Below are 16,028 nucleotides of genomic sequence, written 5' to 3'. Positions count from 1 at the left end.
CCCAACCACTGCGAGTGCCCACACAGTTTGCTTGATAAGTTGTTAAAGAGCGTTGACCGTTAGCGGGTCAGGGCTGCGTATTCTACGCCGTCCGTTTGATTCGTCAAGCCTCAAAACCGAAGTTTTTCCGCTTGTGACCGCCGGCGTGTTCCGCCGTGTCAGTGAGGGCGCATTATAGGGAGCCGCGCTTTTTGCGCAAGGGCTTTTTTGATAAAAAAAAACCGTTCGCTCAAAACTCGACCAAAACACCATTTTCCCGCCTTGTTTTGATCCTGATCCCTGTTTCCGATACGCTGCCGCCTATAATGGGTATATTAAATACATGTATAGGTATCACCATGCAGATCCTCGATGCAGAAAGAGAAAGCAAGATATGGCCCCTGTTCCGCCTGGGCTTCCGGGTATTCTTCCTGGGCGGCGCCCTCTTCGCCACCCTGGCCATGGCCATCTGGGCCCTCACCCTGTCGGGGGCGCCGCTTTTGCCCGGCATCACCAATCCCATCTGGTGGCACGCCCATGAAATGATCTTCGGCTTCGGCCTGGCCATTGTCGCCGGCTTTGTGCTGACGGCCATCCAGAACTGGACCGGCATTCCCGGGATCCGCAGCTGGCCTCTGGCGCTGGTGGCCGGGCTCTGGCTGCTGCCCCGGCTGTTGATGCCGCTGCGGGGGGAACTCAATCTTCTGGTGATGGTGCTCGACCTGCTCTGGCTGCCGCTGGTGGCGGGCATGCTGGCCAGACCCATCATCCAGATCAAGCAATGGCGCAATTTGTTCTTCGTACCTTTGCTCGCCTTTTTTACCCTGCTCAATGCCCTGAGCTACTACGCCGCTTTCGGCCATAACTGGCTGCTGGCGGAACGGGTCTTTATCACCGCCGTGCTGGCCCTGACCGCCCTGCTGGCGGTAATGGGCGGACGGGTGATCCCCTTTTTCACTTCCCGGGCGACCAATACCGAGAAGCCGCAGCCAATCGCCTGGCTTGAAAAACTGAGCCTGGGAGCGCTCTGGCTCTCCACCCTGGGCTGGTTGTTGCTCCCCAGAACGGCTCTGTTCAATGGCCTGCTCGCTCTGATACTGCTCACCGCCGCCATCGGTAACCTGGCACGACTGGCCCGCTGGAACAGCCGGTTGACCCTGAAGATCCCCCTGTTGTGGATACTGCATCTCGGCTATCTGTTTATCCCCCTGGGCTTGCTGGCCATGGCCGCCGCCTTGCAGCAGTGGGGCATCACCGTCTCCCTGGCCAGCCACTGGCTGACCGCCGGCGCCCTGGCCGCGGTGATCCTCGGCATGATCGCCCGGGTTTCCCTGGGCCACTCAGGCCGGCCGTTGGAGATCGGCAGATCCATTGTGGTGGCCTTCGCCCTGATCATTGTTGCCGCCCTGTTGCGCAGCCTGCTGCCGCTGCTGGCGCCGGGCATGACCGTTATCGCCTACCATGGCAGCGCCCTGGCCTGGATCCTGGCCTTTGGCCTGTTCTGCTGGATCTACTGGCCGGTGCTGACCCGTCCCCGGGTGGACGGACGGCCAGGCTGAAACGATGAGGGAATAAGTAAAGAGGGGGGAGGCATGGCCTCCCCCCTCTGCTGGTCCGGTTACTGGTTTAGCACCAGGCCGCTGCCGTTGGCGTCCAGCTCCAGCGGCTTGCCGGGCACCACCCGTCCCGACAAAATGGCCTGGGCCAGCGGGTCTTCCACCTTGTGCTGTATCGCCCGCTTGAGCGGCCGCGCTCCGAACAGGGGATCGAAGCCCGCGTGGGCCAATTTTTCCAGCAACTGGTCGGTGATGGTCACATCAAAGCCCATGGCTTCTAGCCGGTCCACCAGACCCTGCATCTGGATACGGGCGATCGACTTGATGTGATCCTCGGCCAGCGGGTGGAACACCACTATCTCGTCGATGCGGTTGATGAACTCGGGCCGGAACTGGTGTCCCAGCACCTCCATCAGCATGGCTTTCATCTGCTGGTAGTCCTTGCCGGCACTGTGCTCCTGGATCAGATCCGAACCGATGTTGGAGGTCATGATCACCACCGTATTGCGAAAGTCCACGGTGCGCCCCTGGCCGTCGGTCAGACGGCCGTCGTCCAGCACCTGCAGCAGGATGTTGAACACGTCCGGATGGGCCTTTTCCACCTCGTCCAGCAGGATCACCGAATAGGGCTTGCGGCGAACCGCCTCGGTCAGGTAGCCCCCTTCCTCGTAGCCCACATAACCGGGAGGCGCGCCTACCAGACGGGACACCGAGTGTTTCTCCATAAACTCCGACATGTCGATGCGCACCATGGCATCGCGGCTGTCGAACAGGAAGTCGGCCAGCGCCTTGCACAGCTCGGTCTTGCCCACCCCGGTCGGGCCCATAAACAGGAAGGAGCCCACCGGCCGGTTGGGATCGGACAGGCCGGCCCGGCTGCGGCGGATGGCATTGGCCACGGCGTCCACCGCCTCGTCCTGGCCGATCACCTGCTCGTGCAGGCTCTCTTCCATGCGCAGCAGCTTCTCCTTCTCCCCTTCCAGCATCTTGGCCACCGGAATGCCGGTCCAGCGCGACAGCACATCGGCGATCTCTTCATCGGTAACCCGGTTTTTCAGCAGGTGCTGCTCCTGCATCTCGGCCTGGGCGGCCAGGTCCAGCTGTTTTTCCAGCTCGGGGATACGCCCGTACTGCAGCTCGGACATCCGCGTCAGATCGCCGGCGCGTCGGGCGACATCCAGTTCCAGCCGCACCTGCTCCAGCTCGGCCTTGATATGCTGGGTGCCGGCCAGGGCCGCCTTTTCCGATTTCCAGACTTCGTCCAGCTCCGCGTATTCCCGTTCCTTCTCCGCCAGTTCGTCTCGGATCAGTTGCAGCCGCTTGCGGCTGCCCTCGTCGTCTTCCTTCAGCAGCGCCTGTTCTTCCAGCTTGAGCTGGATGATGCGCCGATCCAGCCGATCCAGCGGCTCGGGCTTGGAGTCGATCTGCAGCCGGATGCTGGAGGCCGCCTCGTCGATCAGGTCGATGGCCTTGTCGGGCAACTGGCGATCGGCGATATAGCGGTGGGACAGGGTCGCCGCCGCGACGATGGCCGGATCGGTGATCTGCACATGGTGGTGCAGCTCGTAGCGCTCCTTCAGGCCGCGCAGTATGGCAATGGTGTCCTCCACCGTCGGCTGGTTGACCAGCACCTTCTGGAACCGGCGTTCGAGCGCCGCGTCCTTCTCCACGTACTGGCGGTATTCGTCCAGGGTGGTGGCGCCCACGCAATGCAGCTCGCCCCGGGCCAGGGCCGGCTTGAGCATGTTGCCCGCATCCATGGCGCCCTCGCCCTTGCCGGCGCCGACCATGGTGTGCAGTTCGTCGACAAAGAGGATGATCTGCCCCTCTTCCTTGGCCAGCTCGTTGAGCAGCGCCTTGAGCCGCTCTTCGAACTCGCCCCGATACTTGGCGCCGGCCACCAGGGCGCCCATGTCGAGGGACAGCACCCGCTTGTTCTTGAGGCCTTCCGGCACCTCGCCGTTGATGATGCGCTGGGCTAGGCCTTCGACGATGGCGGTCTTGCCCACCCCGGGCTCGCCGATCAGCACAGGGTTGTTCTTGGTGCGCCGCTGCAGCACCTGGATGGTGCGGCGGATTTCATCGTCCCGGCCGATCACCGGATCCAGCTTGCCCTGCTCGGCCCGCTCGGTGAGATCGATGGTGTACTTTTCCAGCGCCTGGCGGTTTTCCTCGGCATTGGGATCGTCCACCTTCTGGCCGCCGCGCACCTGATCGATGGCCTGGGTCAGCCTGTCCTTGGTCAGCCCCACCCGCTTGAGCAGCTCGCCCAGCTCGCCCTTGTCGTCCAGCGCCGCCAGCAGGAAGAGTTCCGAGGAGATGTAGGCATCCTTGCGCTGCTGGGCCAGCTTGTCGCACTGGTTGAGCAACCGGCCGAGTACCGGCGATACCTGCACGTCCATGTCGCCGCCGCTCACCCTGGGCAACCGGCCCAGGGCCTTGTCGAGTTCGACCCGCAGGCTGTTGCTGTCCACCCCGGCGGTGGTCAGCAGCGGGCGCAGGGTACCGCCTTCCTGGTTGAGCATGGCCAGCAGCAGGTGGCTGGGCTCGATGTAGGCGTGATCCCGCCCCAGCGCCATGGACTGGGCGTCTTGCAGGGCGAGTTGGAATTTACTGGTCAGACGATCAAGACGCATCAGCATTCTCCTCGAAAGAGCCGCTCGGCGGCGGGAGCAAAAGAGTGATTACTGATACTAAAGATGGGGGGTTGTGGCCGGATTTCAACCGGCTACAACATAAGTTTTTGCTAATCCAGCCAGATCAGGCTGGCCATGCGGCCGGTGCGGCCGTCGCGCCGGTAGGAGAAAAAGCGCTCCGCTTCACTGTGGGTACAGTGTTCACCGCCGTAAATATGGTGCACCCCCGCCGCCGCCAGTCGCAACCGGGCCAGGTGGTAGAGATCCGCCAGCCACTTGTCGCCCCTGGGCATGAAGGCATCGGCCGCAAGCGCCGAGTGCTCGATAAAGGCTTCCCTGACGTCCGTTCCCACCTCGAAGGCCCGGGGCCCGATGGCCGGCCCCATCCAGGCCAGCACCCTATCGGGATCGACCTGCATGGCCGCCAGGGTGGCCTCGAGCACCCCGCCGGCCAGGCCGCGCCAGCCGGCATGCGCCGCCCCCACCACGGTGCCGGCGTCGTCGCAGAACAGCACCGGCAGGCAGTCGGCGGTCATCACGGCGCACACCTGACCCGGGGTGCGGGTGACCACGGCGTCGGCAGTGCGATCCTGATCCGCCGTCGGCAGGATCAGCACCCGGGTGCCGTGCACCTGCTCCAGCCATACCGGCTCCGCCGGCAGGTTGAGGCAGGCACCCAGCCGTTCCCGGTTGGTGGCCACATCCTGGACCCGGTCGCCCACATGGGCGCCCAGGTTGAGGCTGTTGAAGGGCGCCTGGCTCACGCCGCCCTGACGGCAGCTCTGGGCGGCGCAGACATTGGCCGGTGCCGGCCAGTCGGGCAGTATCACATCCATACCAGCTCGTCCGGATTGGCCTTGGTGTCGGCGCGCAGCACCTCGACCAGCGCTATCATGTCCTCGGGTACCGGGGCGTGCCATTCCATCAGTTCACCGCTGACGGGATGGGCCAGGCGCAGCATCACCGCGTGCAACGCCTGGCGCTTGAAGCCGCGCAGGAATTCCAGCAGCTCGGGGCTGGCGCCGCGCGGCGGCTTGAGCCGGCCGCCGTAAACGGGATCCCCCACCAGGGGATGCTTGAGGTAAGCCATGTGCACTCGGATCTGGTGGGTACGGCCGGTTTCGAGCCGCAACCGCAACCGGGTATGGGCCCGGAACTTTTCCATCACCCGGTAGTGGGTGACCGCCGGCTTGCCGGTCGGGGTCACCGCCATCTGGATGCGCTGGGTGGGGTGGCGGCCGATATTGGCGTCCACGGTGCCGCCGGCGGTCATGTGGCCGATGGCCACCGCCTCGTATTCCCGGGTGATGTCCCGTGCCTGCAGGGCGGCCACCAGGTGGGTCTGGGCCGGCACCGTCTTGGCCACCACCATCAGGCCGGTGGTGTCCTTGTCGAGCCGGTGCACTATGCCGGCCCGGGGCACCTCGGCGATGGCGGGACAATGGTGCAACAGGGCGTTGAGCAGGGTGCCGTCCGGGGTGCCGGCGCCGGGATGAACCACCAGGCCGGCGGGCTTGTTGATCACCAGGATATGGTCGTCTTCGTAGACGATATTGAGCTCAATGGCCTCGGGCTCGAACCGCACCTCGTCTTCCAGCTCGGCGTTCACCAGCACCTGCTGCCCCGGCAACACCTTTTCCCGCGGTTTGCTCACGACTTCGCCATCCAGCCGCACCTGCTCCTGCTGGATCCAGGTTTTTATGCGGGATCGGGAATAATCGGGGAACATTTCCGCCAACGCCTGATCCAAGCGTTGACCGTATTGATGATCGGCGACCACGCCGCTCAGTTCGATTTGCTGGCTCATAGAGACCACTGGTTACCAAAAGAAATTTAATTGGGTATTCTAGCGGTTCTTGACGCTGAGCTTAATCAGTTTCCGCTTACTTAGTTTCCGACTCGCAAAAATGGACTCATTCAATGGCTAAACAACGAAGCGTATGGCTCACCCTGACTCTTACCCTGGCGCTGGCCGCCGCCGGCTGTTCCAGCACCAAGAAGGATGCGGTGCCGGATGAGCCGCCCGAGGTACTCTACCAGGAGGCCCAGGAGCGCTTGCAGGCGGGCAACTTTATCCGCGCCGCCGAATTGCTGGAAGCCATGGACTCCCGTTATCCGTTTGGCGCCTACTCAAACCAGGTCCAGCTCGATCTCATCTACGCCTACTACAAGCAGGACGATACCGCCCGGGCGCTGGCCAATATCGACCGCTTCATCCGCCTCAATCCCAACCACCCCAGCGTGGACTACGCCCAGTACATGCGCGGCCTGACCAACATGGCCACCGACTACAACTTCTTCCAGGAGTTGCTCAATATCGACCGGGCCGATCGGGATCCGGCCTATGCCCGCCAGGCCTTCGCCGACTTTCGCCAACTGCTGCGCCAGCATCCGGACAGCGTCTATGCCGCCGATGCCCGGGCGCGGATGATCAGCCTGAAGAACCGCCTGGCCCGCTACGATCTGGCGGTGGCCCAGTTCTACGTGAAACGCGGCGCCTGGCTGGCGGCCGCCAACAGGGCCAAGTTCGTGGTGCAGTCCTACCCGGATACCGACACCATGAAACCGGCCCTGGAAATCATGGCCGACGCCTATGAGCGGCTGGGCCTGACCGACATGGCCAACAACGCCAAGGCGGTGCTCAGGGCCAATTTCCCCGCCGGCTGAGGCTTCTCCCTTCCCAAAAACGGCAGGCCCCGCCTTGGCGGGGCCTGCTGCTTCCAGAAAGCCATCAGACTCACAACTGCTGGTCGCTGAAGTAGGCGCTCAGGAAGTCGTCGAAGCTCAGGGTGTCGGCGCGTTCTATCTTGCGCTGGCGGGCCAGGGAGCGCACAGCTTCTTCATCGAAGTAGCTGTCCTCCCAGTAGCGGGGACGGCTGTTGAGCAGTTGCTCGTGGTAGCGGGCGGACAGGGCCAGGCCGAAGGGCAGTATGTCCTGGCCGGTATCCTGCAGCGCCTTCAGCACCCGGGCCGAGAGGGTCAAGGAGGGATCGCGGATGGCCGCCAGTTGCTGGCGATGCGCCTCCCGGTAGCAGCCCCGGCCGCAGCAGGAGTCCAGCAACCGGGCGACATCGGCCAGTTCCTCGAAATAGCGCTCACCCAGGGCCTGCAGACCGAGGTGTTCGCCGCCGAACACCTCCAGTTCCAACCCGGGCTTGCGCCCTTCCAGCACCACCTTGGTGAAGTTGCGCCGGTTGAGGGCGATCTCCTCTTCGCCCAGGGGCGCGGAAGGGGTCAGCAGGCACCACAGCAGGAAGGTATCCAGGAAGCGGATCTGGGACTGCTCTATGCCCACCGCCGCGAAGGGGTTGACGTCGATGGAGCGCACTTCGATGTATTCCACCCCGCGCGAGTCCAGTGCCTGGGAGGGCTTTTCGCCGCTCTCGGTGGTGCGCTTGGGACGGATGGGGGCGTACAGTTCGTTCTCTATCTGCAGCACATTGTCGTTGAGCTGGCGGTATTCGCCGTCCACCTTCACCCCGATTTTGGCGAACTCCGCCGCATGGGTGCCGATGGCCCGGCGCAGGGACGCCACGTACTGATCCAGGCTGTTGAGGGAGATATTGAGCCCGGCCTGGGCGTTGTTGGTATAGCCCAGATCCGACAGCCGCAGCGAGGTGGCGTAGGGCAGATAGAGGGTGCCCTTGCCCAGGCGCTCGAACGGCAGGTGATGATCCTTGCCCTTGAGGAAGGAACCGCACAGGGCCGGCGAGGCGCCGAACAGGTAGGGGATCAGCCAGCCGAAACGGTAGACGTTGCGGATAAGCCCCAGATAGGCTTCGGACACGAAATCCTGCAGGCAGCCGCCGTTGCCCTCCAACTGATGCCACTCGCTCCAGAAGCTGTCGGGCATGGAGAAGTTGAAATGCACCCCGGCGATCACCTGCATCCGGCTGCCGTAGCGGTGGTGCAGCCCCTGGCGGTACAGGGTTTTCATCCGGCCGATGTTGGAGCTGCCGTACCGGGCCAGGGGAATGTGCTCGTCCCCCTTCAGCAGGCAGGGCATGCTGAGCGGCCACAGCTGCTCGTTGTCCAGGTGGCGCACGGTGTAACGGTGGATATCGGTCAACTGGGCCAGCAGTATCTCCACCGAGTCGGACACCGGGGTGATGAACTCCATCAGCGATTCGGAAAAGTCGGTGGTGATGTTGGCGTGGGTAAGGGCCGAGCCCAGGCTGGCCGGGTGGGGAGTCTGGGCCAGGTGACCGTCCGGGGTGATGCGCAGGCATTCGCGCTCGATGCCGCGGCGGATGCCCTTGATGGCGGGCAGCCGCTCGGGAGCCTGCAGGGCGAGGATGCGTTCGGCCAGGGAAAGGGTTGTTTCTGTCATTATGGTTACTCTGTGGCGCGGGCCGCCGAGGCGGACCCGCGGGAGGCGGTGGCCTCGTCAGTCAATGGTCAAATCCTGCACCGGAAGATTGAGTTGCGCCAGCGATTTTTCAAGTTTTGCCTTGTCGCCGACCACCACTATCACCATGTCGTCGGGCTTGAGCCATTGGCCGGCCACCTCGGTCAGGCGAACGCCGTCGATGGCGGCCACTATCCGCTGTTGCTCGCTCAGGTAATCCGGCGACAGCTCCATCATCGCCAGTTGCAACAGGAAACCGGCTTTCTGGCTCAGGGTTTCATAGGCCAGGGCGTCCTGCTGGGAATAGCTGCTGCGCAGGTAGGACAGCTCTGCCGGGTTGGGACCTTCGGCCTTGAAGCGGGCGAACTCCGCCAGTATGTTCTCGATGGCCGAGGCCGTCACGTCGCCGCGTACGTCGGTGGCCACCACGAACACCCCCGCATCCCGGTTGCCGGTGAAGAAGGAATTGGCGCCGTAGGTAAAGCCCTTGTCTTCCCGCAGGTTCTGGTTGATGCGGCTGTTGAAGTTGCCGCCCAGGTTGAAGTTCATCAGGTTGGCATGGAAGAAGGGGCCGGTGGCGTCCAGCGGCAGGGCGCGCCGGCCGATACGCAACGCCGACTGCACGGCGCCGGGCACGTCCACCACATAGATGCCGCCACGGGCCGGCTGGGATGCCACCCGCACCGGCGGCAGCTCGGCCGCCTCGCCCTGCCAGCGGCCGAGGAAGGCGAAGGCCTCCCTGGCCTGTTCGGGCGCCAGATCGCCGGCCACTATTACATGGCCGTTGGCCGGGTTGTAGAAACGCTCGTAGAAGTCCTTCACCTGCGCCAGGGTCAGCCTGGCCACCGTCTCCGGCCGGCCGTCGTCCGGCTGCCCCATGCGGGTATCGCCGTACATCAGCTTGCGGAAACCATGCTGGGCCAGCCAGGAAGGCTGGTGTCGGCTCTGGGCCATGCCCTCCAGCATACGGGCCTTGACCAGCTCGAAATCCTGCTCGCGCAGGCCCGGGCTGAACAAGAGCTCCTCCACCAGGGCCAGGGTCTGGGCCAGGTTTTCGGTCAGGCTGGTGACCTCGACAAGGTTGGTATAAAAGCCGCTGCGGACATTGACGCTGGCGCCCAGGCGCTCCAGCGCCTCGCTGAATTCGCCATTGGTGAGCCGGGCCGTGCCCTGGTTCATCATGGCCGCGGTCAACGCCGCCAGCCCCTCCTCGCCCTCGACCTCGGCCCGCTGGCCACCGGGCAGCGACAGTATCACCGACACCACCGGGATCTCGTCGTTGAGGGTGCCCAGCAGCTGAATGTTGTTGTCCAGGGTGTGGCGCCACAGGGCCGGTACCCGGACCTGCACCGGCGCCCCCGCCTCCGGCATCCGGCTGCGATCGAAGTTGTCCACCACCTCGCGCAGCGGCAGTTCGTCGATATGGTCCCGCTCGGGCAGTTGCCGCTCGGGCGTCCGGTAATCCGGCTCGGCCGCCTGCCATTCGGTCTTGCCCCTGGGCACCACGCTTAAGCTTGCCCTGGGTTTATCCTGCAGGTACTGGCCGTAGACCGCCCGGACGTCGGCCGGCGTGGTGGCCGCCAGTTGGCGCCAGGCGTTGATGACGTAGAGGGGATCGTCCTTCAGCACCTGGCCCAGGGCCAGTTGCCGCGCCTTGCCCTGGCTGCTGTCGAGCCCCAGGATCAGCTCGGCCCGCAGTTGGGTCACCGCCTTGTCGACGTCGTCGGCATCGATACCCCGCTCGTGGATGGCGGCGATGATGCGGTCGATTTCCTGCTGGAGGCCAGCCAGCGAGCCATCCCGGGACGGGTTGGCGTAGGCCCAGATGCTGAAGGTACAGGCCAGCTCGGCGCAGTAGTGGCTGGCGCCGGCGCCCACCGCCTTGCCGCTCTCCACCAGTTGCTGGTAGAGCAGCGAACTCTTGCCACCACCCAGCACATTGGCCAGCACGTCCAGCGCCGCCTCCTGCTCATGGCCCAGATGGACGGTGGGATAGGAAACATAGAGCATGGGCAGGCGGATGCGGGGATCCTCCAGGGTCTGGTGCCGGCTCTGCTCGAGCCGGGCCGGCCGGGGCTCGGCCCGCGCGACCGCGGGGCCGGCGGGGATGGGGCCGAAATACTGGTCCACCCAGGCCAGGGGCTGGTCGACATCGAAGTCACCGGAGATCACCAGGGTGGCGTTGTTGGGGCCGTACCAGCGCAGGAAGAAGGCCTTGAGATCGTTCACGTCGACCCGGTCCAGATCCTCCACATAACCGATGGGCTGCCAGCTGTAGGGGTGGTCACGCGGATAGAGCAGCTCGCCCATGCGCTCGCCCACCAGGCCATAGGGCTGGTTGTCGACCCGCTGGGCCCGCTCGTTCTTGACCGTGTCCCGCTGGATCTCGAACTTGCGCTGGCTCACCGCCTCCAGCAGGAACCCCATGCGGTCCGCCTCCAGCCAGAGCACCTTCTCCAGGTGGTTGGCGGGCACCGTCTGGAAGTAGTTGGTCCTGTCCTGGTTGGTGGTGCCGTTCATGGTGCCGCCGGCTTCGTTGATCAGGCGGAAATGCTCCTGATCGCCCACGTGCTTGGAGCCCTGGAACATCATGTGCTCGAAAAAATGGGCAAAGCCGGTCTGGTCCGGCTCTTCCCGGGCCGAACCCACGTGATAGGTCATTTCCACGTGCACCAGGGGATCGGAGTCGTCCTGATTGAGGATCAGGGTCAGGCCATTGTCCAGCCGGTACATCCGGTAGGGGATAACCAGCTCATCCTGTCCCTTGTCGACCTCCGCCACCAGCACGGGGGCGGCGGGCGCCAGCAAGGGACACAACAGCAACAACAGGGACCAGTACTTCATGGTGTTTCCTTAAGTGAACAAGCCGGGCTGTCAGCCCCGCAACAGCACCTTGCCGCGGGTGTGGCCGCTTTCAATCTGGCGATGGGCCGCCGGGCCTTCGGCCAGGGGGAAGACGTGGCTCACCTCCACCTTCAGCCGGCCATCGGCTATCATCCCCGCCAGTATATCCAGATGCTCATTGTCGATGCGCCTGAGCATGCCGGTGGCCTTGAGGCCGCGCGCCTCGGCGGCGGCGATCACTTGCGGGGCGGTGATGGTCGGCACCGTCACCACCCGGCCACCTGGCTTCACGTGAGACAAAAGTGTTTCACCGGAAGTTCCGCCCACCAGGTCGAAGAAGAGATCGACCGGCGCCAGGGCATCCAGGGCGGCCGGATCCCGGTAGTCGATCACCTCGTCCGCCCCGAGGCCTCGCAAAAAGTCGTGATTGCCGGGCGAGGCCAGGGCCACCACGGTCGCACCCAGGCCCTTGGCCAGCTGCACCGCCAGGTGGCCGACACCGCCGGCGGCGGCGGAGATCAATACCCGCTCACCGGCCTGGAGGGCGCCATGATCGGTCAGTCCCTGCCAGGCGGTGGCGCCGGCCAGGGACAGGCCGGCGGCCATTTCATCACTGACCCCCTCCGGCACCAGCAGCAGTTCCTCGGCCTCGACCACCAGCTCTTCACCGTAGCCGCCTCCGGCCACCAGACCGAACAGCCGGTCCCCCAGCTGATAACAGTTGACCTCCACCCCCAGCTCCAGCACCGTGCCCATCACCTCGAAGCCGGGTGACCAGGGCAGCTTGTCCTTGATGGCCTGGGCCCCCCAGCCGAGGCCGGCACGGGTCTTGGCATCGATGGGGTTGACCCCGGCATAGTGCATCCTGATCCGGACCTGGCCGGGCGCCAGGGCCGGCCGTTCCGCCTCGGTCAACTTGAGTTGATCCGCATCGCCAAAGGCCTGGATGACCAATTGTTTCATGTTTCGCTCCTTGTGCATTCTCGATGAGCCACGGGACTGAACGCACCATAGCATGGCTCCATACCGGCCCTGAATGATAATTGGCTCGACTATGCTCTATTGATACAGTGCACAGATGGATAACCGCCACATCAAACCGGACGCGATTCACCAAAAGGCCCTTTGCTATGACCCGACTGTTCTTGCTCCCCCTGATCCCGGCCCTGTTCTGGTACCTGTTCTTGCTCTATAACCGCATCCCCATCCAGCAGGGCGCCAGGGTGTTCTACTGGATTATCGGCCTGGGCTGGGGGCTGGCCGCCTTCCTCAGCCTGATGATATACCTGACCCGGTGAAACCAAGCTGGAAGCCGGAAGCTGAAGTAATTCGGGCTGCTTCAAGCTTCCAGCTTAAGGCTTGCGGCTTTGTGTTCACCAGTAATTTTCCATCAGGATCTGGCCTGGCCTGCGGCGCAGGTGCTTTTCCAGCCCCCGGCGTTTGAGTTCCTGGATGCTATCGCGCACCATCTGCGGGTTACCGCACAGCATGATCCGGCTGTGTTCGGGGCTGAAGGACAAGCCGACCCGGGCTTCGAGCCGGCCATCGGCGATGGCCTGGGTGATCCTGCCCGGCTCGGCGCCTGCCGCCGCTTCCCGGGACACGAAGGGGACATAATGGAAGCCGGCGCGATCATTGGTCAGGGCCAGGATCCGCTCCCGGTATCCCAGCTCATCGGTGAAACGCACCCCGTGCACCAGCACGATATGCTCGAACCGCTCCCAGCAAGCGCCCTCGGCCAGTATGGACACGAAGGGGCCGACCCCGGTGCCGGTGGCGATCAGCCAGAGATCCCGCCCCGGCGGCACCTCGTCCAGGGTGAGGAAGCCGGCTGCCTGGCGCTGCACCAGCACCTCGTCTCCTGCCGCGAGTCCCGCCAGGTGAGGGGTCAGTTGGCCTTCGGGAATGGTGACCAGGTAAAATTCGGGATCCTGCCCCGGGGCATTGACATAGGAATAGGCCCGGGCCACCTTTTTTTCTTCGGTCTCGAGCGCCAGCTTGGTGAACTGGCCGGCCTTGAAGGGTGCCACCTCGGCCTCCACCACCAGGGAGAACAGACTGTCCGACCATTGCCTGCGCGCCTTGACCCTGCCCCTGATCCACTCTGCCATCGGCTTGCCTCCGTTGGGGTTTTCCCCCACTTTAGCCTTATTGCGGGCAATAAAAAACCCGCGACCAGCGCGGGTTTTTTCAAGCAGCAGCCAGACTTAGGCGGCAACCACCTGGAGCTTGACGGTGGCTTTGACGTCGGCGTGCAGTTGCACACCCACTTCGTATTCGCCAACGTTGCGCAGCACGCCGTCGTACAGGCGAACTTCGCTCTTGGCCACGGCCACGCCGGCAGCGGTGATGGCGTCGGCCACGTCGCGGGCACCGATGGAGCCGAACAGCTTGCCTTCGTCACCGGACTTGGACGCGATAACCACGTTTTCCAGGGCGGACAGTTGATCGGCACGGGCCTGGGCGGCGGCCAGCTGGTCGGCCAGCTTGGCTTCCAGCTCGGCGCGGCGGGCTTCGAAGGCCGCTACGTTGTCCTTGGTGGCCAGCACGGCCTTGCCCTGGGGCAGCAGGAAGTTACGAGCGTAACCGGACTTGACGGTTACCTGGTCGCCCAGGCCACCCAGTTTGGCGATTTTATCAAGCAGAATAACTTGCATTATTACCTTTCCTCTTTAATGGAGCGAGTTAGGCCGCTGCTTACTTGTGCAGATCGGTGTAAGGCAGCAGGGCCAGGTAACGAGCGCGTTTGATCGCACGGGCCAGCTGGCGCTGATACTTGGCGCGGGTGCCGGTGATGCGGCTCGGTACGATTTTACCGGACTCGGTGATGTAGTTTTTCAGGGTAGCGATGTCTTTGTAATCGATCTCGGTAACACCGTCAGCGGTGAAACGGCAGAACTTACGACGACGGAAATAACGTGCCATGATTTTCTTCCTCAGCTAAAACGTGAATTATTCAGCGGCTTCTACACGAGCGTCGTCACGACGGGGTTGACGCTCTTCCTTGGCCTTGGCCATTTCGGAGGGCTCGGTAACCGCCTGCTTGGTGCGCATGATCATGTTGCGCAGCACGGCATCGTTGTAGCGGAAGTTGGTTTCCAGCTCGTCGATCACGGCCTGGTCGGCTTCCACGTTCATCAGAACGTAGTGGGCCTTGTGCAGTTTGTTGATCGGGTAAGCCAGCTGACGGCGACCCCAGTCTTCCAGGCGGTGAACCTGGCCACCGGAGGTGGTGATGGCGCCGGTGTAGCGCTCGATCATGCCGGGAACCTGTTCACTCTGATCAGGGTGAACCATGAATACGATTTCGTAATGACGCATGGATTGCTCCTTACGGGTTATAGCCTCGGCGCGGGCTCAGTCACACCAGCGGAGGCAAGGAACGTATGTTTAATGACTGATTTTAAGGCCGCGTAGTGTAAGGGATAACCGGGGGAAAAGAAAGCGTTAAGCTGTGAGCCGGAAGCCGAAAGCTGCCCGAGTGGTTTTTAAGGTTGCCTTGAACCGCGGCCTCGGCGGTGCAGGCATGAAGCCACCAACCCACAGCAATGCTGTTTGTCTTCCAGCTTCGGGCTTCAAGCTTCAAGCTAAAGCGTCAGCGCAGTCGCCGTTGCAGGCCGATGGCGAGAATGACAATGATGGCCCCCAGATAGAGGTTCCAGTCGGGGAACTCGGCGAACAGCGCCATGCCCATCAGGGTGACGAAGATCAGCCCCGAATACTCGCTGGCGGCGATCTTGCTGGCCTCGGCCATGGCGTAGGCCTGCACGCACACCCCCTGGTAGACGATGCCGAGCAGGGTACTGCCCACCAGCAACCACCAGACCTCGGCCCCGACCGGCTGCCAGTCCGGCAGGGCCAGGGCAAAACTCACCGGTATCGCCAGCGCCTGGGTCAGAAACAGGGTCGCCAGCACCGAACGCCCCTGGGGCAGACGGCGCACCAGCACATTGCTGGCCGCCATGGCAAAGGCGGTCAGCAGCGCCACCCAGCCGGCCCAGTGCCACTCGGCCGGGTTGAGCACCACCAGTATGCCGCCAAAACCGAGCAGGCTGATGCCATAGGCCGGCAGGCGAACCCGCTCCCGGCTGAGCAGGGCGGCCAGCGGCAGCGTCAGCAGGGGGGCTGCGTAGAACACCGCGTTGGCGGTGGCCAGGGGCAGATGGATCAGGCTAACAAACACGCAGACCGAGCCCATCAGCAACAGGTGGCCACGCAGCAGGTGGACTTTCCACTGGCCCAGCCCCCTGCGCTCCCGGGGCAGCCGCCACCAGAACGGCAGCAGCAGCAGCGAGGTCATCACGAAGCGCAGAAACACGTACTGGTAAGGCCCGACCTCGGTGCGGCCGAGCAGCTTGACCAGCACATCGCCGAAGGAAATGATCAGGTTGCCGAGCACCAGCAGCAGTATCGCCAGCAACTGGCGGTCGGCGGCCATGCGTGCCCTTATCCGTTGCACCCGAGTTCCATCTGCTGGTGGGGGATGCCGTCTTCCAGGTACTCGGGCCCCAGGGGCACGAAGCCCAGGGAAAGGTAGAAATCCCGCACATAGGTCTGGGCACCGAGCTTGAGCGGCCGTCCAGGCCAACACTCGCCCGCCGCCGCCATGGCGCGCCGCATCAGTTCCCGGGCCAGCCCCTGCCCCCTCGCCTGCCGGGCCACCGC

At 63.9% G+C, this 16,028-nt stretch carries 15 protein-coding genes; 3 read left to right on the top strand and 12 right to left on the bottom strand.

Annotation, left to right across the window (positions count from 1 at the left end; all coding sequences use genetic code 11):
- The first annotated feature begins 338 nt into the window (after positions 1-338).
- Positions 339-1,538, top strand: a complete 1,200-nt coding sequence (locus CGX12_RS15935; protein ID WP_094040839.1) for an NnrS family protein — start codon at positions 339-341, stop codon at positions 1,536-1,538.
- 59 nt (positions 1,539-1,597) lie between these two features.
- Here the strand turns inward: CGX12_RS15935 and clpB are convergent, their stop codons facing one another.
- The 3 genes from clpB to rluD all read right to left on the bottom strand — a co-directional run bounded on the left by clpB (position 1,598) and on the right by rluD (position 5,978).
- Complete coding sequence (clpB, locus tag CGX12_RS15930) at positions 1,598-4,171, bottom strand: ATP-dependent chaperone ClpB (protein ID WP_094040838.1); 2,574 nt, start codon at positions 4,169-4,171, stop codon at positions 1,598-1,600.
- 110 nt (positions 4,172-4,281) lie between these two features.
- On the bottom strand, positions 4,282-5,007 hold the full coding sequence (gene yfiH, locus CGX12_RS15925) for a purine nucleoside phosphorylase YfiH (RefSeq protein ID WP_094040837.1): 726 nt from the start codon (positions 5,005-5,007) through the stop codon (positions 4,282-4,284).
- Positions 4,998-5,978 carry a 23S rRNA pseudouridine(1911/1915/1917) synthase RluD gene (gene rluD / locus CGX12_RS15920; protein WP_094040836.1) on the bottom strand — a complete coding sequence of 327 codons (981 nt, stop codon included), beginning with the start codon at positions 5,976-5,978 and terminating at the stop codon, positions 4,998-5,000. Before rluD ends, yfiH begins: the two co-directional genes overlap by 10 nt.
- Positions 5,979-6,091: 113 nt before the next feature.
- Here rluD and CGX12_RS15915 point away from each other — a divergent pair, with 113 nt between their 5' ends.
- A complete protein-coding gene (locus CGX12_RS15915) occupies positions 6,092-6,838 on the top strand; it encodes an outer membrane protein assembly factor BamD (RefSeq protein ID WP_094040835.1) in 747 nt (248 codons plus the stop codon).
- 70 nt (positions 6,839-6,908) lie between these two features.
- Here CGX12_RS15915 and gshA read toward each other — a convergent pair whose 3' ends face one another.
- The 3 genes from gshA to CGX12_RS15900 are packed head-to-tail and all read right to left on the bottom strand — an operon-like array spanning position 6,909 to position 12,326.
- Positions 6,909-8,501, bottom strand: a complete 1,593-nt coding sequence (gene gshA / locus CGX12_RS15910) for a glutamate--cysteine ligase (protein ID WP_094040834.1) — start codon at positions 8,499-8,501, stop codon at positions 6,909-6,911.
- A gap of 57 nt (positions 8,502-8,558) precedes the next feature.
- Positions 8,559-11,363, bottom strand: coding sequence for a M16 family metallopeptidase (locus CGX12_RS15905; RefSeq protein WP_094040833.1), 2,805 nt, complete (start codon positions 11,361-11,363; stop codon positions 8,559-8,561).
- Positions 11,364-11,393: 30 nt separating this feature from the next.
- The gene (locus tag CGX12_RS15900) at positions 11,394-12,326 is read right to left on the bottom strand and encodes an NADP-dependent oxidoreductase (RefSeq protein WP_094040832.1); all 933 of its coding nucleotides are present in this window, start codon (positions 12,324-12,326) and stop codon (positions 11,394-11,396) included.
- 167 nt (positions 12,327-12,493) lie between these two features.
- Here CGX12_RS15900 and CGX12_RS19930 point away from each other — a divergent pair, with 167 nt between their 5' ends.
- Positions 12,494-12,661 (top strand): hypothetical protein, encoded by a 168-nt coding sequence (locus CGX12_RS19930; protein ID WP_157772145.1) that lies wholly within the window; start codon positions 12,494-12,496, stop codon positions 12,659-12,661.
- A 75-nt stretch (positions 12,662-12,736) separates the two neighbouring features.
- Here the strand turns inward: CGX12_RS19930 and CGX12_RS15895 are convergent, their stop codons facing one another.
- The 6 genes from CGX12_RS15895 to CGX12_RS15870 all read right to left on the bottom strand — a co-directional run.
- Positions 12,737-13,474, bottom strand: coding sequence for a ferredoxin--NADP reductase (locus CGX12_RS15895; RefSeq protein ID WP_094040831.1), 738 nt, complete (start codon positions 13,472-13,474; stop codon positions 12,737-12,739).
- Between the two features lie 96 nt (positions 13,475-13,570).
- The gene (rplI, locus tag CGX12_RS15890) at positions 13,571-14,020 is read right to left on the bottom strand and encodes a 50S ribosomal protein L9 (RefSeq protein ID WP_094040830.1); all 450 of its coding nucleotides are present in this window, start codon (positions 14,018-14,020) and stop codon (positions 13,571-13,573) included.
- 40 nt (positions 14,021-14,060) lie between these two features.
- Complete coding sequence (rpsR, locus tag CGX12_RS15885; protein ID WP_014291460.1) at positions 14,061-14,288, bottom strand: 30S ribosomal protein S18; 228 nt, start codon at positions 14,286-14,288, stop codon at positions 14,061-14,063.
- Between the two features lie 27 nt (positions 14,289-14,315).
- Positions 14,316-14,684: a 30S ribosomal protein S6 gene (gene rpsF / locus CGX12_RS15880; protein ID WP_094040829.1), complete on the bottom strand. Its 369-nt coding sequence runs from the start codon at positions 14,682-14,684 to the stop codon at positions 14,316-14,318.
- 274 nt (positions 14,685-14,958) lie between these two features.
- The gene (locus CGX12_RS15875) at positions 14,959-15,822 is read right to left on the bottom strand and encodes a DMT family transporter (protein WP_094040828.1); all 864 of its coding nucleotides are present in this window, start codon (positions 15,820-15,822) and stop codon (positions 14,959-14,961) included.
- The coding region (locus CGX12_RS15870; RefSeq protein ID WP_142995649.1) for a GNAT family N-acetyltransferase at positions 15,810-16,028 on the bottom strand (219 nt) is incomplete at its 5' end. The genes CGX12_RS15870 and CGX12_RS15875, both read right to left, overlap by 13 nt.

It is taken from the genome of Zobellella denitrificans, assembly GCF_002237365.1.
GTDB lineage: Bacteria > Pseudomonadota > Gammaproteobacteria > Enterobacterales > Aeromonadaceae > Oceanimonas > Oceanimonas denitrificans.
The sequence above is the reverse complement of the archived record's forward strand: the minus strand, read 5'-3'. Positions and strand labels throughout refer to the sequence as shown.